Source organism: Streptomyces sp. 8N616, from assembly GCF_052246385.1.
GTDB lineage: Bacteria > Actinomycetota > Actinomycetes > Streptomycetales > Streptomycetaceae > Streptomyces.
The window spans coordinates 68,075-88,102 of sequence record NZ_JBQQBY010000032.1 but is presented as its reverse complement, the minus strand read 5'-3'; the positions used below and the strand labels follow the sequence as shown (position 1 = coordinate 88,102).

Sequence of the window (20,028 nt, the reverse complement as noted above, 5' to 3'; positions counted from 1 at the left end):
GGGAAGTGCCGTCAGAGAAAGGAATGGCCGGGTGGCGGAGTGGTCCGGGTTCTACCCCTGTACATGCATAGCCGTCGACGCACAGGCGTACGGAAGCAACAACGACCGTAGGCAGTCCGAGATACAACACGACCTGCCGCGGCTCCTTTCCCGAGCGGCCGGGGGCACCGGACTGGACCGCTCGCGATGGCAGATCCAGCGCAAGGGCGACGAGGAGCTGGCCGTACATCCCATGGACGGCACGGAGCCGCGCCTGGTCGACGACTTCATCCGGCACCTCGTATCCGAGCTGCATGAGTACAACGGACTGCGGGCCCCCGCCGCTCGAATGAGGCTGCGGGCCGCCATTCACCACGGTCCCGTAGAGCTGGCCGACAACGGGTTCGCCGGCGCGACGGTCGTGACCACCGCACGGTTGCTCAGCTCCCGCCACCTCTACGACGCCCTGAAGGCGAACGACGGCGCCGACCTCGCGCTGCTGCTGTCCGACGATGTCTACCGGTCCACGGTGGCCGGCGGCCACACCACCCTGTCCGCCATGGACTTCCGACGCGTCACTGTCCAGGAGAAGGAGTACGAGGCCCCCGCCTGGCTCCGGGTCCCGGGGCGCAATGTGCACGGCCCGGGTCCCGGGGGACCCGGAGCGGACCAGCCGCAGACGCCCGTCGGCGACGGCCTTGACGGCGGCTCCAGGGTCCGTAACGACTACCGGGGCGAGCGGATTAACGTCAACAACTTCGCCGCCCCCGTGGACCTGCGTGGTGGTGTCGTGGGCTTCGGGAGCACCGGTGGCTGACGACGCCGAGGGCCTGCCGGATGGGCTCAGCGAACCACCCGTCCCCGGCCCCGAGGAGGAGTTCCCCCAGCAGCAGCAGGAGGACCCCGTTCCGACGGAACAGCCGGGCGACGGCTCCGACCCATATCCCCGTGCCGGGCGCGAGGGGCGGACGGAACTGGAAGAGCGGGAGGAGGACGGCAGGGGTTATGACGACCTCCGCCGTGTCCTGGGCCAGCGGGTTTACAACAACTTCTACGGATCTGTGGAGGCGTCCGGGGCAGCGTTCGGCTTCGGTACCGCCGCCGCTCCCGGGCTGGCTCCCGGCTCCGTGGAGCCCGAGGAGATCGACAGGGCGCTGCGGTTCTACCTCCCCCCTCAGCCGTGCTTCGACGAGGCGCTCGACAAGCTCGGTTCGGAGCACATCGTCGTCCTGGCCGGCCAGGACAACAGCGGACGCGGAGCAGGTTCGTTCGCGTTGCTTAGGAAGGTGATGTGCGAGGAGGTCGGACTGCGGAGCCTGTCGCCCGCCAACTCGTTGGCCGGTCTTGCCGCGTCGAGCGCAATCAGGCCCGGGCAGGGCTATGTGATCCTCGACTACGTCGGCGAAATGAACGTCGATGCGGTGCAGGCGTTTGAGATGCGGCGGTTGAGCGAGGAGTTGCGTCGCAAGGGTTCTTACCTGGTGATCACGGCGGCCGAGGCCACCCGGCGGCGGCTGGCGTTGAAGGACTACTGCGTGCCTTGGCACGCACCGGATCCGCTGGAGCTGTTCCACCACTGCACGCAACAGCTTCCAGCTGCAGACATCTCTCGAGGCGCCGAGGAGGAGCTGCTGGAGCGGGTGAGTGAACTGCGTCGTCCGACGGACGTCGTCACCGTGGCCACCGGACTCGCCGCTCGCGGAGCGGACGCCGCTCTGAAGACGCTGACGGACAGCGATAAAGATCTGGTCCGGGACTGGTTCCGTCAGGAGCCATCCGCCGGTGATCTGCTTCCGCTGGCGGCTCTCGCGTTCCTGGAGGGAATCCCGGAACGCAGCTTCGAGCAGGCAACCGTCCAGCTCGTCGTCCATGTGCGCGACTGGGAACAGACCGGCGAGGTTCCCGCCGTCGAGCCGGACCCCGCACCGGTGACCGCGCTGCGCGGAGTGACCGTCGAGCAGACCCGCGCCCGGTGGAAGGAGCGCGCGGCCGGGCTCGTGAAGACGGAGCGGCGGCCCCGGCCCGGACAGGATCCCAGCCGCAGCGAGCGGCGGATCGTCTTCGCCTCGCCCCGGATCCGCGAACTGGTCATTGCCGAGCTGCACGACCTGTACGGATACGAACTCTGGTATCCGCTGCGGCAGTGGGTTAGCCAGCTCTCGACGCTGGGCGACCTGGACATCCGCACCGAGGTGGCCCGTGGCGTTGCCCTGCTCGCCCGGCACGCGCTCGCCGAGGTGGACGAGAACCTGCTCCAGGCTTGGGCCGGCGGCATCACCAGTCAGCGCGTGACCACCGCACTCACCCTCCAGTTCATGTGCGACGACGAGCACCTGGCGCCCCAGGCTCTGAACTTGGCGCTGAGCTGGGCGGACAACAGGGGACCGGGCCGGGCCGTCACGACGGCCATGGCGCTTACCGGAAGACTCGGCTCCCTCTACCGCCTCGAGGCACTCAACTGGCTGTGGTTCCTGACGCACCGGGGTGAGCGGATGGCGTTCGCCGCACGCCGCTCGCTGGTCCTGCATCTGCAGACTGCTGAGCAGGAGTCCGACCGTGCCCTGTTCAGCCTGCGGTACGTACGCACCCGGATTGCCGACACCGCACAGAGGTCCAGAGATCGTTCGCGTGCGCTGCGGACGACCATCCAGCTATTGGAGGCGGACCGACTTGAGGGCCCCGGCCCACTCGCGGCGGCACTGCTGCGCGAGATCCCGGCCAGCGCCCGCCACCTCGGTTCGCTGTGGGTGAGCGTGCTGCTCAGCGTCTGCCGCCGCAGGGCCGTCGGCGCCCTGTGCCGGACCCTGGTGACCCTACGCGACGACCCCTCAGTGGCCGATGCCGTACAGGAACTCGGCGAGGCGATGCGCGGCGCGATGAACCCCCGGCAGTGGGACGCGCTGCGAAACGACCTCTCGAGCGCTCTGAACCACCCCGATTATGCGATCCCCGGCACCCGTCAACTCGCCCGTGTGCTCCTCGGATCGCTGAGGAGCCGACTGACGGCAGGCAGCTGTCCGTCCGTCCCCTCTCTCATAGCCGTCCCTTCCGTTCAAGGAGGCCGAAGCAAGTGAACTACCCGGTAGTCGCCGAGCATGTGCTGGGCGCCGTCCAGGGCAACTGGTGGTCGCGGCGGCGCCGCCGCGACGACGTGCCCACGCTGCCGCCCGGCGCGGTCTACGTCTTCAGGGTCGGCGGGAACTACCGCCAGTTCCCCGAAGGCATGGTGTTCGATCCATCCCACGCCGATGTGCTCGACGCCTCCTCGGTCAGCCTGGTGGACGTCAGAGCGCGCATGGTCGAGGCCGAGCGCACGGTTCCGTCGGTGAGCGAAGCCGACAACTTCACGATCAGGGCCTCCTTTGCATGCCAGGTCACCGACCCCACGGTCATTGCCCGGCAGGGCACCATCGACGTGACCGTCCCGTTGCGCGCCTATCTGGCGGGCGACAGCGAGCTGCCCCGGGTGAGCGCTGGGCACTGCGTGGAGGAGGTCAATGCGGTGCGCCGGGCGGTGACCCACCGTATGGCCGCGTACAGCGCGATCGTGGCCCCGCGTGTTCCGGGGATGAGCATCGAGTTCGTCAGCGCCGAGGTACACGCCTCGGACGATCTGCGGGACTGGGAACAGAAGCTGCGCGACGAGCGCCGCTCGCAGGAACTCCGCGAAGATCAGGGCGACTTCGAGACTCGGGAGATCCAGCGGATAGCCGAGTTGCTCTCCCAGGGTTCCGACTATGCGGACGCCTTGGGGATTGCCAGGGACGGAATCGACGTGGCCCAAGCTGCGGCACGGATCCACCGGACCACCGACGAGGAGTCGACCCGCCGCGAACGAGCCGCCGAAGAGGACCGGGCCCACGCTCGCGCGCGGGAGACGGCAGAGGCGCAGATGCGGCGCGACGTGGTGCTCACCCTGCTGCGGCAGATGGGCGCCGCTGACAGCTATGTCGACTATCACCAAGTGCTCGAACAGGTGTTGAGGGAGACGGGCGGACAGCTCGGCTCCGGCAGCGCTGGCGCTGCCGTCGCGGCGGTGGAATCCGGGCGGGCCCGGCTCGGGCCGGACGCCCTCAGGCGCCCGGGCGGCCCCGGCCACCTGCACGACGGCTTCGTCAAGGACGAGGAAGATCTCGTTGACTGACACCCCGACCACCGACCGGCCCGGTTCCGGGCGCTTCGATCCCGCGCGACGGCTGCGGGCCCTGACCGGCGTCGACGAGAACCTGCTCGACAGGGTCCGGTACGAACGGAGCCGGTACACGGCGCTCGGCGGCGTGGTGCTGGGCACCTCCGTCATCGCCGCGTTCTCCATGTGGAATTTCGCGACTGAGGCGCTGGGCCGGGCATCGTTCCTGGCCGTGATCCCGACCGCGATCTGGATGCTCTTCGTCCTCAACCTGGACCGCTGGCTGGTCACCCCCCAGCCGAACGCACGGCGCCGGGCCGGGCCGCTCCTGCTGCGACTGATGATCGCTCTTGTGCTCGGCGCCGTGGTCGCAGAGCCGCTGGTGCTGCGCATCTTCGCGACCGCAGTGGAGGAACGCATCAGGGATGACCGGAACAGAGCTCTGGACCAGCTGCGAGGCAACCTGCTGCGCTGCAACCCCGTACCGTCCCAAACCGAGGCCACGACGCCCCCGGGTTGTGGCCGGTACGTGCTGTCCTTCGGCTCGACGCCCGGTGGGCAGTCCGACGAACTCGCTGCCCTGCGCTCGGACGCTGCCGAACTGCGGAAGCGGGTCGACCGGGACACCGGCAGGCTGGAGGACATCGACACGCAGGTCCGTGACGAGTGCAGGCAGTTCATCCGCAATGCCTCCACCGGGCTGCTCCAACGAACCTCTGAGTGCATTCGGCTTCGCGAAAAGGCGAGGGACTACCGGTCCACCCACCGCACCGAGGAGAACGAGCGGCGGCTGGCCACCATGGACGGTCGCATCTCGAAGATCGAGGGAAAGCTGACGGCTTCGCGCGGCACCTTCCTTCAGGCGCGGGCCGACGGAATCGAGCAGCGCCTCGCCCAAGAGAGGGCGAAGCAGAAAGAGATCGGCGTACTGGAGCGGATGCGGGCGCTGGACGAGCTGGCGAGCGGGAACGCCGTCCTCTTCGTTGGCATATGGCTCGTCCGGGCGCTGTTCGTGCTCCTCGACGCGCTACCGGTGCTGGTGAAGTTCCTGAGCAGTGAGAGCACCTACGACCGGATGCTCACCATCGAGAGCAACAGCGCGGTCAAGATCCACAGCGAGAGCGTGAGGCTCGAGGAGCGCAGGGCTATAGCGGATATCGAGATCGCCGAGAACGCGATCGAACAGGAGGTCCGGCGGAGCCGGGCCGAGTCCGAGGCCGCCCACCGTGAGCACACGGCGGCAATGAACATTCGGGTCCGGCAGGCGGTGAACTCGCTGGAGGACGAACTGCGGCGCACCTCGGCCGTCTGATCAGGACCTGAGCACAGACGGAGCGGCACGGCCGCCCCGGGCCTCGCCCCGGGGCGGCTCCCGGGCGTTCATGGAGGGAGAGGGCATGTCCACACGCAGGGGAGACGCAGAGGTCGGCCACGGCGGAGCGCTCTTACGCATCCTGATAACCGAGACCCGGGAGGAGCTCCTGAAGGCGGACAACAAGGCGGGATTCATGCTCACCGCTCTGGGAGTCGCGCTGACTGCCCTGCTCGGGGCGATCAGCGGCGGCGGCATCGCACCGCAGCACTACGCCCCGGTACCGCGGGCGCTCTTCTGGGCGGGCTGCGCGGCGTGGGTGCCGTCCCTCGTCATGCTCGGTCTGGCCGTGGCACCACGTGCCGGAAAGCCGCAGCGGCTGCGCGCGCACTACTTCGGGGACGCGACCGTGACGGCCTCCGTCCGGCTGCTGGCGGCCGCCGTACAGCGGACCGACCCCCTGGACCGGGACCTGAGCCAGTTCGTGACGCTGTCGCGGACGGTGTGGGTCAAGTACCGGTGCATACGCCACGGGATGGCCTGGAGCACCGTTTTCCTCGTGCTCACGTCGCTGGGGTTGCTGATGGGGGCACCAACGTGACAGCCAGCAGTCGCACTTGGGTGACCCACCGTGGAGGGCAACGCGCCGAGGAAGTGGGCAGAGAGCCATGACACCTCGCTGTCATCAACTGACCTACAAGGTTGGCCGGTTCCCGTAGGCAGAGCAGCGCCGGGGACACCGTCCGTAGACGAATCTTCCTGTCCGACACCCTGGTCGCCTTGCTCGGCAGCGGTCTGTGGATGCCCTTCGGGCTGATGCTCTTCAGCTGGCTCAGGGCGTGCCCACCGCCCAGGTGGGCGAGGCGCTCACCGTCGGCGGAGTGGCCGGGCAGCCGTGCCGGCCCACTCGCCGAGACGGTGGTCGACCAGGCGGGTACGGTGATGCTGATTGGCAGCCTGATGCGGGTGGCACCCAGAACGTCATACGCCTCACCGGACCCGGCATCGCTGGCCGCGCACCGTGGACACGCGGGCAGCGGCCTGGCCAGCTCCCTCGGGGCCCCGGCCGCCCGGCTGGGCCCGGAGGGTTGGGCGACTGCCCCTTCTGCTGCCGTGCGCAGTCCGGGCCGCGCACCGCCTGGCGGCTTCCAGCCTGTTCGTCATCATGGCGCTGGTGTGGGCTCGATTCCCGGCGCGATTGCTTTTCCTCTGGGGGTGAAAGAGGGGCGGGCGGCGCAGGCTGGTTAAGCCGGATCACCCAGCTGGCTGGGGACGAATGACACGTCGCCGTGGAGCTGGGCATGTGAACCGGTCATTTGGACGAACGAGTGGTGATCACCATGCACGGAGAGTGCCGCGGACATCTGGGACGGGGCAAGAAAGTCGCGTAGTGCCCGTGCTGTGGGGGCGAGGTGCGGTGCGAGGCTGGCGAGGAAGGCGATGCTGAGGATGGCTGCGGTCAGTTGACCAATGGAACCCAGGAACGCGAAGAGCGGGGGGATGGTGAAGAGGAGGAACGAAAGGGAGAAGAAGGCGGGCACGTGTTCCCGGTCGTCCTTCCTGCGGGCGGTCGAGCGTTCCTGGAACTCCACGTCTCCGTGTTCGTTGTGGGGAATGACCTCCCAGTTGCCGGCGTCCCTGCCGGAACTGAGAAGCCGAAAGTCCACGGTCTGCCCACGCTCCAGGTGGCCGATGGTGAAGACGGCCTCATGGATGGCTTCCTCGCGTTCCGGACACCTGGCGACAGCCATCTCTCGCTCAGGCTGTGAGGAAACGGAAGCGTCGAGGACTTGGGTACCCTCGGAAAACCGGAACCGGAGCTGCTGCTGTTGGACCACTCGATTGCCCGTGTTCTCCACCCTGAACTCGACGGCGCTGAGGTCCTCGATGGCGATGCCGTTGTAGGACAGTTGCAGCAGGGGCCGAATCGCCTCGTCTGTGGAAACGAGGGCTGTGCGGGTCTTGGCGTCCCAGGAAAGCCGCTTGGTGGCCTCCCGGCGGGACTTCAAATGCTCGACCGCGATGGCGCCGAGAACACCGACAATTCCGCCCGCGAGAGCTACGACGAGGTTCTGCTGGAAGTCCGTGAGCACTGCCTCTGAGGCCCAGATCACCGTTCGTCCCCTCGTCGACGGGCTTCGAGGCGTCACCATAGCGAGCTCGGCCGTCTGATGTGGGGGAATGATCGCACCGGAATGGAGCAGGCTGAGGCACGTCCAATCCGTGACGCCTTGTCCCATGCTGGAGCGGTAGACACGGACATCAAGGGATGGTCTGCCCCACGCTGGGCAGGAGGCCCGTCATGCTGTGGACCACTGCTGCGCTGGGTCTCCCCCTGCTGGTGCGAGGCGCGGAAGTCTCGCCCGATCGCTCCTGGACCGTCGTGCAGTGAGCGTTACGGTCCCGGGATGTGCGGGCACCGGTCACGTGATCGGGAACGTCGCAAGCGAGGCTTCAGTCGTCGCCTTCTGCCTCGTGTTCCTGGAGGCGCGCTGCGATGTCGTCGGCCCAGGACCGAGCCCACTGGCGCAGTTCGTCGACCTGGTGGTCGCTGAGTCCGTAGGCGGCGAACTCGGTGTCGTCGATCCAGTCCACGCCAGCGAGGCGGGACTGGAGATCGGAGAGATCGAAGGCGTCCCGGGCGTGGCGGCGGCCGAGTTCTTCGAGCTCTGTGTGACTCCAGCGGTCAGCCGCGGCTCGGACGTCGACCAGGTCACGGGCCAGGCCGCGGTCGGCCAGTGCGCGGACCTTCGTACCGACAACGTCTTCCAGAGAAAGCACCAGGCCGTGCTCGGTCTTCACCGGCGGACGCCAGAGCGCTTCCTTGAGGACATCGACCTCGCACTCCTCGCCGGTGGTGGGGTCAGTGACGACAAGCCGTGAAGACAGCGGATCGGTCTCCAACGCCCGGACACGCCAGCCACGTTCTTCCAGTCCGGCCCGCAGCGTGGCGGCGATCTTCTCCATCGGCTCCGGGTTCTCGGTGGCGACATCGAGGTCTTGGCTGAGCCGGTTGACGAGGCCGTGTGCCTGGACGGCGTAGCCGCCAGTGAGCACCAGCGGGTAGATGCCGCCAACAGCGAGGATGTCGGCCAGCAGGCGGCGGTGCAGGTCTGTGAGGTTCACGCAGCGGACCGAGTGTCGGGGGCCAGCTCGGTGAAAGCGTCCTCCCAGACATCGCGGATGTCCCGGCTGATCAGCGTGCGCAGGACGGGCCACATGCTGATGAGCAGTTCCCGGTTCAGGCAGTGCACCAGATCGTCGTGCTGCCCCTCGGCGAGGACGATCCGGTAGCAGCTCATCCGCAGTCGGGGCTGGTCGAGATCGAATTGAGTCAGGCCGGACCAGGCGAGGTGCAGCGGCAGACTGACCGTGCCATGGGCTGGACCGTCGAGCTCCGAGAGCTCGGTGGGAAGCCGCCGGGCGAACCTCGCGCGGCGGAGCTCGGGAACGCTGAGCGTAGCTGCCATGCCTCGATTATTCCGCAGGAGGGGAGGCCTGGGCGATCCTGCACAGGAACTCCAGGCTCAGGGCTCTACGGCGGGCAGCAGCTAAGCGTCACTGGCATAGGCGCAGGTCAGAGCGCTCATCGCGAACACGCCGACAGATCGTCGCAGAGCTCGTGCCCTCCGTGTGCTCTATCCAAGGGGAACAAATGGCGCCATCTTCCACTCAGACAGAGAGATGGATTCAGGCAACAGCAAAGCCCCGGGCCGCTGGCCTGGGGCTTTCGCGTGGAGCGGGTGACGGGAATCGAACCCGCGCTCTGAGCTTGGGAATCACCGGGCCCGGCGGACGTAAAACCGGCGCTGACCTGGCGGAACCGGCGGCTTGTGTTTCCTTGATCGGGCCAGCAGAAGACCCGGACTGACCGTGGTTCACTGCCCGATCGGGCACGCATCGGGCACGGGCAAGACTCTGCCACACCCAGGCAAGCCGCAGCGCCGCCAGCCGATGCGAGAAGTCCGAAGCTGTTCATCAGGCCGGGCTCCACCTGGTGTGATTGAGGCTGATAGTCGGCCCTACCCTTGCGGCAGGACCCCAGGTGAGCCTGATTCGAGGAGTCGGGTTGGCCTCTGCGAGGATCGCTAGTTGGCCCTGCTGGGTTCCCTGACCTGCACGAGCCGATGGAGGCTGTACCGACGGAGGGGAGGGCTCGCGCGGCAGCTACTGAATACCGGCGTCCGTGGCCGTGGTGGTGGAGGCTCCAGATGTGGCCTCCTCGAAGTCCGGGGCCTGGAAGAGGTTCCTGGTCGGAGGCGGTGCTCCTGTCGTGACGCGGAGAGGTGCCGGTTCGGGTTCGGAGAACAGCGAGGTCGTGTCGACGGGACGTCTCCCTTTCGGTGCGGGGATGTTGAGCAGACTGACGTGGGGGAGGTGCGGTATGGGTGCCGAGGAAGAGGACGATCACCTGCTGCCGCCTCGGCCGGGCGCAGCGGTCTTAGAGATTGGTCATCTTGGTGTACGGACTCGGGATTCGTTTCTGCAGTGAGCCGAAATCGACGAGCACTGCGACCCCATCCTCGATGCCGGTGCCCCGGCCGAGGCCGTACACATCTTGTGTGACCTGGTTTCCGACGGCGGATCGTTCGCAAGGTGGCGTGGTCGGGCCTTGAAGGGGCTGGTAGGCAGATGACTTGGTTACGGTCGGCTTTCTCATATCACCAGTATGCGCCTGCCGGTCCGACGAGGGTCCCGGTCGGCTGCTCCCAGGCGCCTTCTCACGGGTGAGGCGCTGTTCGGCCGGCCGGGACAGCCGACGTGGACAGCCTCGGAGCCGAGTATCGGGCAGAGAGGCCACCTAACGATCCTCGTCACACTTGGCAGGCATCTGCCCGGGGCTGCCCGATGATGCCCTGTCAGGAACTCTCGAGGAAGCGGACGGACCAGGCGTAGCCGCTCAAGCTGTCGTGGGGGACTCGCCGGACTTCTCTGACCTGGCAACCGTCGTGGGCGTACTTGCGGGCGAACCGGTCGAGGCGCTGCGCCTCGGTGAGATCATCCATGGACAACGGTGCTCCGACGACGAGGTCTTCGTGAAGGACCTCTTCCAGCGCGGAACCGTCCGAGCAGGCCGAGCAATGATGCGTTCTGGGTAGGGCCATAGGATCAGTGTCCTCCTAACGTGGATGCCCCGACGTTCACAGCGCAATTGGCCGCCCGTGCCGTGTGCAACCGGACCGCACGACCCCCTCGACGCGAACTACCGGCAGGACGGTTGCTGACGTCTGCTCGCCTGGTCAGCCGGCCGACTGAGGTCAGTGCCAATCGCATGCGGGTGCCGCGGTTGCTGTACTTCGCTGCTGTATAGCAACCCGCCTCGTCGCTGAGAAATCCTGCGAAGAAGCGCGGTCCCGCGAACCTTTGACAGAGGCTACGGACGGGAGGGAGCGGTACGGAGTGCACCGAGAACGCCATCCTCGGCCGAATGGAACTCTGGATAGACCCTGTCAGGGTCGGTGTGTAGACGGTAGTCCCACACGATGCCAAAGATCCCGGCCGTGACAATGGTGAGGAAGAGGTAAATTCCGAAGCTACGATGCAGCTCTTGGTCGGTCTCGAAAGTCAGGGGGTACTTGATGATCCCCAACTTCGTCCAGATCAAGCTCATTTTCTCGTCGAAGTCTTGCTCCGTGAGCTGAATCTCCCACCAGAATTGCATCGTTCTGTAGATGGCGTAGAACCCGTAGATGCCGAGCGTGATGAACGACAGGATGAGTGACAGACCAGCTTGGATCGGTTTGTGCTCGTCGGTGAAGCGCTCCTTCACGAAGCGTTGGAGATCGTCGAGGTCTTCATGAGCCGCTCCGTACTGACCGTTCAGCTCTGCGTACTGGCGTGTCGCTGCAATGACCGCATTGTAGTAATGCATACGCCGGTTCCTGAAGCGGTCAGCGCGGTCCAATCGACGGTAGAAGAGATAGATCGGGTAGATCCCGAGCGTGACCCATGAGAGGAGGAAGAAGTACAGGGCCCAGCTGATCAGCCTCTGGTCAGTGAAGCGTCGCTCATGCACGTAACGATCGACCTGCTGAACTGCCTGGATCTGTTCCATGGCGATCCCCGTCCTCAAGCTAACTGGAACAGCTACGGAGGCTGACAGTCGGCCCGACTGCGCGAAGGCTCCGCCCCCTCTTTCCATCGTGCCCCCAGCAGCCGCTGGACGCAGGGCGAGCTTGGTTCCCTCATGAGCACACGGCTCCGGAGGGGGTGGGCGGACGGCGTAAAGTTGCTGCTCGAGCGCCCTGAGCTCCGCCTTGACCCTGTTCGCTGTCCACAGATAGTCCAAGCTCCGCCACCCACTGGCGTTTGGCGTACCCCGGCCCCGCACAAGGTTCACGTGACCTGACCTCAGGGGCTGACACACTGGACGGACGGTCGGATGATCCGGTCTAATCAACCCTGCCCATCGAAAGGTGTCGAGGACAGGCGGCCGAAGGGGGAATCATGGGGGAGCCAGACATCGGCATTGAACTCGTCCATGCGATCACAGGGTTGCGTCAAGAGTTGCTGCGCGCCGCGGACGAAGCCTCAGGTGAGCGAGTCCGGTTTCAAGTCGACGAGATCTCGCTCGAATTCGCGGTCGAGCTACGCAGGGACGCAGGCGCGAGAGCAGGATTCAGAGCATGGATTGTCTCTGGCGACACCGAAACGCGCTCCGGAAATTCTCACACGCAGCGAGTATCAGTCAAGCTCACACCGGTGGACAGGATCCAGGGGCGCTCCATCGAGATAGGAAACGAGGAGTCGGCCAACTTGGATAAATTTGACCGCAACTCTCAGATGGCGCCATGACAGATCCATTAATACGGGAACGCATTGCAATTGTTCAAGCAGGGCGCCGAGGCTCCGGATATCTCCTAACCCCAAAATTGGTACTCACGGCTGCGCATGTTCTTAGCGGAGATACTCAACCAAAAGTTGCCGTGCCAGGGGGAACTGGAGTCCAGAGGTGCCGCATTGCCTGGAAACGTTACGATGAACAGTGCGATGCGGCAATTCTGCTCGCGGACGAGAGTTTGGTTACACAGCCTTCAAATGGGCACTTGCCGGAGGTCCAGTGGGCCAGCATCTCCGGGCTCGCCGCCTGGGAGAATTGCCAGTCAGTCGGCTACCCGCGAGCGGCTGAGATCGACGGCCACCCGGACACCGAACAACTAGTCGGCACACTCAAGCCGGGTTCAGCGATCCTGCGCGACCGGTACATATTGGACAACATCCATTCCTCGCCGCTTAGCGCTAACGACTCTCCATGGAGCGGCATGTCCGGCGCTGCGGTATTCGTGGATGATTTTCTAGTTGGCATTGTATGCGGCGACCCAGAAGCCTGGGGGCACGGACGCGTTGAAGCTGTTCCAGTCTCTACCCTGATCGCCGACAGCGGGTTCATTGAAACGCATGAAAGGCTGACTGGATCCCAACCGAAAACTGCACATCTACGCCGCCGCCGCGCGTCTGAGGGTGGCGCGTCACAGCAGCATGCAAACTTCACCTGGCGGGATGTCGACTCGGTTGACGAGGTGGCGTTTGGAGTCCATAGGGCGACAGAATCCCAGGGACATCCGGCCGTTCCCCCATATGTACCTCGGGATGTTGACAATGAGCTCGACCGCAGACTCGAGAACGCGCTCGGGAACGGTGGCCTCCTTTTAGTAACAGGTGACTCCGCAGCAGGAAAGACGAGGGCGCTATTCGAGTCGATGAAGCGCCGAGCCGTCTCGTGGCGAGTTTGTAAGCCGGATCCAGAAGCTGCTCTATCTGGCATATCTACAAGTATTCTTGAAAGTGGCGAGCGTTGCCTTATCTGGCTTGACGACCTTGAGGCCTACATTCGCCAAGACGGCCTAACCGCGAACCTGTTGGATGAAATAACAAGCTCGCGGGTGGCGATATTGGCCACCATGCGCTCAGAAATATTCGAGAAGTTGTCGGAACCAGAGGACCCCACAAATACTACACATTACCAGAAATACTCAAGTGCAACGGCGAGACTGTTGCGCGCTGCAATTAGGATCACCGTGGACCGGGTGTGGACGTCTGCAGAGCGAGAGCGCGCATCCAAAATTCCGGACTCAAGATTGGCTGACGCGCTGGCAGCCGACTCGGCACACGGGGTAGCCGAGTATCTTGCGGCCGGCCCTCAGATGTTGGCCCAGTGGCAGCATGCGAATCGGGCTGGAGGTAACCCACGAGGTGCTGCACTTGTCGCTGCTGCTGTGGATCTAGCGCGAACCGGCGTCAGTTCAGGCTTGCCAGTGGATGCATTGGAAGCTTTGCATGAAAGCTACCTGGACCGCGCTGGCGGCTCGGCGCTTCGTCCCGAATCTCCAGAGGCCGCATGGAAATGGGCATCCAAAGTTTGCCTTGGGATAACAAGCCCACTAATTCCGCAACGCCGAAATCGATGGCGTGCGTTTGACTATCTCGTGTCGCACGTCGCACGTGAAGAGGATCCAGCCACGATTCCGGACGCCTCATGGCGTACTGCTGTTGGCCTGGTTGAGGACGCGAGGCGGCCTCAGATGGCAGTGATTGCCAGGGTATCCGGACGTGCAGATGTCGCGGATGCCGTACTGCGGCCTCTAGCTGAGGCCGGAGATATCGACGGCATGAACAACCTAGGTGCACTACTGGTCAGTCAATACAACTACGCCGATGCGAGTCGTTGGTTCAGGCAGGCGGCGCTGGCAGGCGATGCACTGGGCGCCCACAACCTAGGTGTTATCGAGTTTGAGAACGGGCAGCTAGCAGAAGCGCGCAAGTGGTTCGTTCAGGCAATTGAATCTGGCGAGACCCAGTCAATGGGCCCCTTGGGACTTGTCGTTGAATCCTTGGGGGACGAGGAGGAGGCTCTACGAATATGGAAACGTGGGACGGACGCTGGTGACGCAGGCAGCGCGTTCTACTACGCTGAGCGTCTTCGAGCGCAATGGGATGTCGAAGGCGCCAAGCAGGCCTTGCAGCTGGCTGCGGATGGAGGCCTTCCGATTGCTGCGCTGAAGTATGCCGGACTTCTTCTGCAGCGGCGACGCACGGATGAGGCCAACCGATACATCGCGCGTGCATACGAGCGAGCTTCTAACGAAGCCCGGCTCGGAGACGCCAGACTGGCATTTCTAGCTGGCGTCATATCTTACGCCCTTGGACGTATTAACGAGGGGAATTCTTGGTGGGAGCGGGCACGTGAAGGCGGTGTTGATGTTGACTGGCAAGTAGTAGAGAATCCATCGCCCGACATTGGCCTCCCGTATGCAATGGTGTCATCCGAAACAATCAACAAGCTCGGAGAATCAGAACTGTTGGTGCTCATGCAAGGCTTGTGGGCAGTCGATTGTCTCGATTGCGGCCATGCATTGGGTAACGGCGTGCCAGCCATTCAGGTCGAGGACCAGATAGTCAAGGCGGACGTCCGGATCTTCCACCTGGGGATGTGTCGGTTTCCCAAGTGGAATGACTCTGGAGCTATCATGATCGCCTCAGGCAGTGAAATTTCATGGATATCATTGTGTGTCGGCATCCCGTTCGGTGTACACGGTCAGATTTCTACGCAGCCTGAAGACTTCCTCCCGGCGATCATAGTAAATCCATCCCTGGAGAGCGGGAATCTTGTTCTTGACGATGAAGAGAACTGGCGCTGGTGTGGTCTTTACGGGCCGCGATCTGTGATGGCGGAGAGCGCGGGACTGCAACCCTTCTGGAAAGGCATCCCCGCTCCCTCGGTTGAGGGAAAGTTCGCCGCTAGGGTCATCGGCGATGATATTGCAATTTCTGACGGATTCAACCACTGGTCTGGCCCGGCAGACCTGCGGGTTAGAGAAATTGCTAAGGAACGGGGAGGTATCCTAGTGGTCTTCACTAGCGGCTTTGGTCCTGGGCCAGATACGCCCGAGCGAGTAGGGAAAGCCCTGCAGTCGTGCGATGCCATGTGCGGTTGGGTCCCACTGAGGTAAGAATTTGAACCAGGTCGGCGGAGTGGCTTTGGGCGGGAGCTGCCTTGGGGCGAGAGATCATGAGGGCCTAAGCTGACTGGCGACCGGGCAGCACCTTGCCTGCCCGCAATGGACCGGTCGGCCCTCATGATCGTAGAGGCTCGCCCCAAGGTGGCTGCCTAAAGCCGCGGAGCCGGCCGGACGCAACCACGGACATCCACCCCATCGATCGCCGCTGAGGGGCGACCGACCGGCGGCCGGCCGCGCGGGGCGAAGACATGAGCGCGGGCCGAGTCGCCGGGCGGGTGCGCGCCGCGCCGTGCGCGGCAAGCGCCTTGAACCCGTAGAGAAAGTTGTTACTCAGGCTTCGGCTGGATTTGCCAGAGCGGGGCTGCGTACTGCTCCGGGCGGCTGTTGATCAGCAAGGCTCTGAGGTCTTGGCGTTGGGTGCCGTTGAGTCCCAGGGCCTCGGTGATGCGGCGGAAAGTCGTATGGGTGACGCCACGGCCGCGGGCTTCGGCTTCAAACTGGTCCAGTTGGTGCAGCACAGCGTCAGGGTCGAGCTTCTGTTCTGGCTGGCTGTCGAGCCAGGCGGCCTTGTTGCGCTCGTAGTCGATCTCGGAGTATCCGCAGATCTCGCGGCTGTGTTGCTCCGCTTCCTCGAGGCTCTCTGTTGCGAGAACGGCTCGGGCTAGTTCGTTGCGGTTGAGGGCTTCGTCCAGGTCGACTTCATGGACGGTGGGGCCCTCGTCTGTGAGTGGGACCGGCAGGCCGGCGTCCATCATTTCGCACAGGCCGCGGACTCCTCGGGTCGTAGCGGCGAGCATGGCGGTGGCCTCGGATGGATGCCACTCCAGTACGGAAGCGATCGGTTCGACGTGCCTAGCGGTCAGGGTCAGAGCGAGCGGGCCGAATCGGTCGTGTAGGTCTTCTGCGGGTAGCTCGCCATCGAGACCCGGGCCGGCGACCAGGAGCCTTACGGGCGCGTTGACTTGGCAGCATGCCGCGAGCGTGAGTGCGTCGCCGAGTGGGCTGCGGAGTGTGGGCTCATCGCCCTGGGCGAGGATGTCGCCCCCGACGTCGAGAAGGTCGATCGACGTGGGGGCCAGGTGCTCGACGAGTTCTTCGAGCTGGCGGGTCATGCCCTCGGCGCCGTGGTGTGGGTCGATGAGGGCAAAGGTGTGGGGTAGCTCGGCGGCGAGTCGGGGGAGTGTCGAGCCTGCGGGCGCGATGGGCTTCGCGTCGGCGGGGACGGCCTGGACGCTATGGGTGAGTGGTCTGAGGCCGGTGAAGTTGGCCGGTCCTCGCGGGCCCGGTACTGGGTCGATCAAGAGGCGGTCCCACGCGTACGTGAGGATCACCGCCGGGCTCTCTCCGCCGTACAGGGCGGCATCGATCATCGCGGCGACGGCGTCGCCCCCTCCTCCTGCTGCCATCCCCGAAGGCGCGCTGGCAGCCTTCACCGACGCCAACACAGTTCAGCCGGTCCGCCGCCGTCGGCATCGCTATGGGAGGGCTGCTTGATGGCCAAAAAGAAGCGGAGCTTCGGCCGCATTCGCAAGCTGCCCTCCGGACGCTTCCAAGCGCGCTATCCGGGGCCTGATGGGATCGACCGGCCTGCGCCTATCACCTTCGCCACGGCGCGGGATGCTGATGACTGGCTTGCCGAGAAGCAGACGGAGGTCCGCCGTGGTGATTGGCAGGACCCGGAAATCGGGGCCGTCAACTTCGAGGATTACGCGCTCCAATGGGTGAAAGAGCGTGGACTGTCGGCGACTACGGATGAGCTGTACCGCCGACTGTTGCGGTTGCACATCCTTCCGACCTTTCGTGCCTCGGACTTGGATGAAATCACCCCGCCACGCGTCCGCACCTGGCGGGCTGAGCGGCTCGAGGCGACAGGGGCAACGACGGTCGCCAAGTCGTACCGGCTGCTGAAAGCCATCCTGGGGACAGCCGTTGAGGATGAACTGATCCGCAAGAACCCGTGCCGGATTCGCGGGGCGGGCAAGGAGTCTGCGGAAGAACGGCCGATCGCCACCGTGAGACAGGTGGATGGGCTGGCTGATGCCATTGGCCGCGGTGGAGGCTGATGGTGTACATCGCGGCCTACGGCCCGGCACGGCCCGAGGAGCAGGCCGAGTTGCGGCGACCGGATGTGGACCTGGATGCCGTGGGCGTCTGGGTGCGCCGCGCTGCGCCAGAGCTGACGACTGGCCGGCGAGTTGTCGGCGGTACCAAGTCCGAGGCGGGAAAGCGGTTCATTGCCCTCCCCGGCTTCCTGGCCAAGGACCTGGAGCGCCACCTGAAGTGGTTCGCCCAGAAGGAGCCCAACGGGCTGTTGTTCGTCGGTGAGAAGGGAGCACCCTTCCGCCGGTCGTCCTTCGGGCAGAAGTGGCGCAAGGCGCGGACGAAGGTCGGGCTACCCGACAACTTCCGCTTCTACGATCTTCGTCACACCGGGCACACGCTGGCCACCCAGACGGGGGCCACCTTGAAGGACACGATGGTGCGGGCCGGTCAGTCCTCGGAGCGCGCGGCGCTGATTTATCAGCACTCGAACATGGAGCGGCAGAGGGAGATTGCTGCTGCCCTGGACGCCCGGGTGCGGGCCGACCGCGAGAAGGCGACGCGGAGCGGGCACGGCGGCTCATCGGACGCAACGGGCACGAGACGCTTAGCGTGGTCCAGACAACAGCAAAGGCCCGGGTCCGTGACCAGGGCCTTCGGCGTGGAGCGGGTGACGGGAATCGAACCCGCGCTCTGAGCTTGGGAAGCTCATGTTCTACCATTAAACTACACCCGCGTAAGACGCCTATCCAGGCGCCTCAACGTCGCTCACTGTACCTCATCGCTGGCCCCCGGTGTATTCGCCGCGGGGCCTTCGCGCTGTTCCCGGCCGGGCCAGTGCGGCTGTCTGCCGGGTCCGGTGGGCGGGACCGGGGCGGGCCGGGGATGTGCGTGTGTGGTGGGGGAGTTGGGCGTACGGTGGGGCGCGGAGTGCCGCCTGGAGTGGGGCCCGGGTCATCCCCTAATGTGGCTTTTGTCTTTCATGCTCGTGGGGAAGGGTCTCGATGGAGCGCACCGTCGTCCGTTGTGCCGAAGGGCACGTGTTCAGCACCACCTCGTTCCCGATGCAGAACCTCGGAAACGACCGGCTCGGCCCCGGTCGGCTCCTGCGCTGTCCCAAGTGCGCCCGGCTGCGGCATGCCGTACCCGTGCCGGTCGTCGTGGAGAAGCGCTGAGGCCGTCACCGCGTTGAGGCGGTCACCACGCCGAGGCGGTCACCGCGGCACTGCCATAAGGCGCCACCGCTGAGGCGCAGGAGACGTCGCCGCCCGCCGCCGAAACGCTGCCAGTAATCGCTGAAAGTCAGTGTTCGCGCACTCAGCGTCAGCGCAGACGCGCTGGTGGGAGCACCGGAGCACCGTCGGCGGCGCGCGGGCCCGGCCCGATTCGGCCGGGCCCGCCCCGTCCGCGTAACCTTCGACACGTGCTTCTCTCAGACAAAGACATCCGGATCGAGATCGACGCAGGGCGGGTGCGGATCGATCCGTACGACCCCGTCATGGTGCAGCCGTCGAGCATCGACGTACGGCTCGACCGTTTCTTCCGGGTGTTCGAGAACCACCGGTACCCGCACATCGACCCCGCCGTCGAGCAGGCCGATCTCACGCGGCTCGTCGAACCGGCCGGGGACGAGGCGTTCATCCTGCACCCCGGTGAGTTCGTACTCGCCTCGACCTACGAGGTCGTGTCGCTGCCGGACGACATCGCCTCCCGGCTGGAGGGCAAGAGCTCCCTGGGGCGGCTGGGGCTGCTGACGCACTCCACGGCCGGGTTCATCGACCCCGGCTTCTCCGGGCACGTGACCCTCGAGCTGTCGAACGTCGCGACGCTGCCGATCAAGCTCTGGCCGGGGATGAAGATCGGGCAGCTGTGCATGTTCCGGCTGACGTCGCCCGCCGAGCACCCGTACGGCTCCGAGCGGTACGGCTCCCGCTACCAGGGGCAGCGCGGACCCACGCCCTCCCGCTCCTACCAGAACTTCCATCGCACGCAGGTGTGAGACCGCACAAGCCGGAGGGGGCCACAGCACGGTGAGTGACGAGCGCGAGATCCTGACCTATCCCCTCTTCGGGCAGGCCGCCCGCGAGCTGGCGCGGACCATCGCCGACGACGGCTACGAGCCCGACATCATCCTCTCCATCGCACGCGGCGGGCTCTTCGTCGCCGGCGCGCTGGGATACGCGCTGGATGTGAAGAATCTCCACGTCATGAACGTGGAGTTCTATACCGGCGTGGGGACTACCCTCGCGATGCCCGTCATGCTGCCGCCCGTCCCCAACGTCGTGGACCTCAGCCGGAAGAAGGTCCTCGTCGCCGACGACGTCGCCGACACGGGCAAGACCCTCAAGCTCGTGTACGACTTCTGCGCGGGACACGTCGCGGACGTGCGGTGCGCGGTGATCTACGAGAAGCCGAGTTCGCTCGTGAAGTGCGAGTACGTCTGGAGGAGGACGGATCGCTGGATCGACTTCCCGTGGTCGGTCGAGCCGCCCGTCGTTCGGCGTGAGGGGCGGATTCTCGACGCCTGAACTCCGGGAGCCGGCCGGAGGCAATGCGACCAAGCAGCAGCGGCGTACCGCACACGCGGGAAGGCCTCCGCCGTATCGGCA

The 20,028-nt window shown here is 65.4% G+C and carries 16 protein-coding genes, 1 tRNA gene and 1 pseudogene; 11 read left to right on the top strand and 7 right to left on the bottom strand.

What is annotated here, in order from left to right:
- Positions 1 to 31 precede the first annotated feature (31 nt).
- From ACTWQC_RS26450 to ACTWQC_RS26430, 5 genes are all read left to right on the top strand, one after another.
- Positions 32 to 796 (top strand): hypothetical protein, encoded by a 765-nt coding sequence (locus ACTWQC_RS26450; RefSeq protein WP_443318304.1) that lies wholly within the window; start codon positions 32 to 34, stop codon positions 794 to 796.
- Positions 789 to 3,053 carry a hypothetical protein gene (locus tag ACTWQC_RS26445; RefSeq protein WP_443318303.1) on the top strand — a complete coding sequence of 755 codons (2,265 nt, stop codon included), beginning with the start codon at positions 789 to 791 and terminating at the stop codon, positions 3,051 to 3,053. Before ACTWQC_RS26450 ends, ACTWQC_RS26445 begins: the two co-directional genes overlap by 8 nt.
- Positions 3,050 to 4,123, top strand: a complete 1,074-nt coding sequence (locus ACTWQC_RS26440; protein ID WP_443318302.1) for a hypothetical protein — start codon at positions 3,050 to 3,052, stop codon at positions 4,121 to 4,123. The genes ACTWQC_RS26445 and ACTWQC_RS26440 overlap by 4 nt, the downstream gene beginning before the upstream one ends.
- Positions 4,116 to 5,420 carry a DUF4407 domain-containing protein gene (locus ACTWQC_RS26435; protein ID WP_443318301.1) on the top strand — a complete coding sequence of 435 codons (1,305 nt, stop codon included), beginning with the start codon at positions 4,116 to 4,118 and terminating at the stop codon, positions 5,418 to 5,420. Before ACTWQC_RS26440 ends, ACTWQC_RS26435 begins: the two co-directional genes overlap by 8 nt.
- A gap of 85 nt (positions 5,421 to 5,505) precedes the next feature.
- The gene (locus ACTWQC_RS26430; RefSeq protein WP_443318300.1) at positions 5,506 to 6,021 is read left to right on the top strand and encodes a Pycsar system effector family protein; all 516 of its coding nucleotides are present in this window, start codon (positions 5,506 to 5,508) and stop codon (positions 6,019 to 6,021) included.
- Positions 6,022 to 6,664: 643 nt separating this feature from the next.
- Here ACTWQC_RS26430 and ACTWQC_RS26425 read toward each other — a convergent pair.
- The 5 genes from ACTWQC_RS26425 to ACTWQC_RS26405 all read right to left on the bottom strand — a co-directional run bounded on the left by ACTWQC_RS26425 (position 6,665) and on the right by ACTWQC_RS26405 (position 11,475).
- The gene (locus ACTWQC_RS26425) at positions 6,665 to 7,534 is read right to left on the bottom strand and encodes a hypothetical protein (RefSeq protein WP_443318299.1); all 870 of its coding nucleotides are present in this window, start codon (positions 7,532 to 7,534) and stop codon (positions 6,665 to 6,667) included.
- A 340-nt stretch (positions 7,535 to 7,874) separates the two neighbouring features.
- Positions 7,875 to 8,546: a nucleotidyl transferase AbiEii/AbiGii toxin family protein gene (locus ACTWQC_RS26420; RefSeq protein ID WP_443318298.1), complete on the bottom strand. Its 672-nt coding sequence runs from the start codon at positions 8,544 to 8,546 to the stop codon at positions 7,875 to 7,877.
- On the bottom strand, positions 8,543 to 8,890 hold the full coding sequence (locus ACTWQC_RS26415) for a transcriptional regulator (protein ID WP_443318297.1): 348 nt from the start codon (positions 8,888 to 8,890) through the stop codon (positions 8,543 to 8,545). The genes ACTWQC_RS26420 and ACTWQC_RS26415 overlap by 4 nt, the downstream gene beginning before the upstream one ends.
- Before the next feature lie 1,389 nt (positions 8,891 to 10,279).
- Positions 10,280 to 10,426: a hypothetical protein gene (locus ACTWQC_RS26410; protein WP_443318296.1), complete on the bottom strand. Its 147-nt coding sequence runs from the start codon at positions 10,424 to 10,426 to the stop codon at positions 10,280 to 10,282.
- A gap of 368 nt (positions 10,427 to 10,794) precedes the next feature.
- Positions 10,795 to 11,475, bottom strand: a complete 681-nt coding sequence (locus ACTWQC_RS26405; RefSeq protein WP_443318295.1) for a DUF4234 domain-containing protein — start codon at positions 11,473 to 11,475, stop codon at positions 10,795 to 10,797.
- A 392-nt stretch (positions 11,476 to 11,867) separates the two neighbouring features.
- On the opposite strand from ACTWQC_RS26405, the gene ACTWQC_RS26400 reads away from it, so the two are divergent.
- Positions 11,868 to 12,215 (top strand): trypco2 family protein, encoded by a 348-nt coding sequence (locus ACTWQC_RS26400; RefSeq protein ID WP_443318294.1) that lies wholly within the window; start codon positions 11,868 to 11,870, stop codon positions 12,213 to 12,215.
- Positions 12,212 to 15,370, top strand: coding sequence for a tetratricopeptide repeat protein (locus ACTWQC_RS26395; protein WP_443318293.1), 3,159 nt, complete (start codon positions 12,212 to 12,214; stop codon positions 15,368 to 15,370). Before ACTWQC_RS26400 ends, ACTWQC_RS26395 begins: the two co-directional genes overlap by 4 nt.
- 335 nt (positions 15,371 to 15,705) lie before the next feature.
- On the opposite strand, the gene ACTWQC_RS26390 is transcribed toward ACTWQC_RS26395, so the two are convergent.
- A complete protein-coding gene (locus tag ACTWQC_RS26390; protein WP_443318316.1) occupies positions 15,706 to 16,749 on the bottom strand; it encodes a DUF1152 domain-containing protein in 1,044 nt (347 codons plus the stop codon).
- A gap of 123 nt (positions 16,750 to 16,872) precedes the next feature.
- On the opposite strand from ACTWQC_RS26390, the pseudogene ACTWQC_RS26385 reads away from it, so the two are divergent.
- A pseudogene (locus tag ACTWQC_RS26385) lies at positions 16,873 to 17,987 on the top strand (tyrosine-type recombinase/integrase); the annotation flags it as partial.
- 94 nt (positions 17,988 to 18,081) lie between these two features.
- Here the strand turns inward: ACTWQC_RS26385 and ACTWQC_RS26380 are convergent.
- Positions 18,082 to 18,155: transfer RNA gene (locus ACTWQC_RS26380), tRNA-Gly, on the bottom strand.
- Positions 18,156 to 18,423: 268 nt separating this feature from the next.
- Here ACTWQC_RS26380 and ACTWQC_RS26375 point away from each other — a divergent pair.
- The 3 genes from ACTWQC_RS26375 to ACTWQC_RS26365 all read left to right on the top strand — a co-directional run bounded on the left by ACTWQC_RS26375 (position 18,424) and on the right by ACTWQC_RS26365 (position 19,947).
- Complete coding sequence (locus tag ACTWQC_RS26375) at positions 18,424 to 18,594, top strand: hypothetical protein (protein WP_443318292.1); 171 nt, start codon at positions 18,424 to 18,426, stop codon at positions 18,592 to 18,594.
- A 248-nt stretch (positions 18,595 to 18,842) separates the two neighbouring features.
- Positions 18,843 to 19,418: a dCTP deaminase gene (gene dcd / locus ACTWQC_RS26370; protein WP_443318291.1), complete on the top strand. Its 576-nt coding sequence runs from the start codon at positions 18,843 to 18,845 to the stop codon at positions 19,416 to 19,418.
- Between the two features lie 31 nt (positions 19,419 to 19,449).
- Complete coding sequence (locus ACTWQC_RS26365; RefSeq protein WP_443318290.1) at positions 19,450 to 19,947, top strand: phosphoribosyltransferase; 498 nt, start codon at positions 19,450 to 19,452, stop codon at positions 19,945 to 19,947.
- Positions 19,948 to 20,028 lie beyond the last annotated feature (81 nt).

Coding starts and splice junctions, on each gene's coding strand:
- ACTWQC_RS26415 (WP_443318297.1), bottom strand. CDS start 8,890: ATGGCAGCTACGCTCAGCGTTCCCGAGCTCCGCCGCGCGAGGTTCGCC.
- ACTWQC_RS26395 (WP_443318293.1), top strand. CDS start 12,212: ATGACAGATCCATTAATACGGGAACGCATTGCAATTGTTCAAGCAGGG.
- ACTWQC_RS26410 (WP_443318296.1), bottom strand. CDS start 10,426: ATGGATGATCTCACCGAGGCGCAGCGCCTCGACCGGTTCGCCCGCAAG.
- ACTWQC_RS26430 (WP_443318300.1), top strand. CDS start 5,506: ATGTCCACACGCAGGGGAGACGCAGAGGTCGGCCACGGCGGAGCGCTC.
- ACTWQC_RS26405 (WP_443318295.1), bottom strand. CDS start 11,475: ATGGAACAGATCCAGGCAGTTCAGCAGGTCGATCGTTACGTGCATGAG.
- ACTWQC_RS26400 (WP_443318294.1), top strand. CDS start 11,868: ATGGGGGAGCCAGACATCGGCATTGAACTCGTCCATGCGATCACAGGG.
- ACTWQC_RS26375 (WP_443318292.1), top strand. CDS start 18,424: ATGGAGCGCACCGTCGTCCGTTGTGCCGAAGGGCACGTGTTCAGCACC.
- ACTWQC_RS26390 (WP_443318316.1), bottom strand. CDS start 16,749: ATGATCGATGCCGCCCTGTACGGCGGAGAGAGCCCGGCGGTGATCCTC.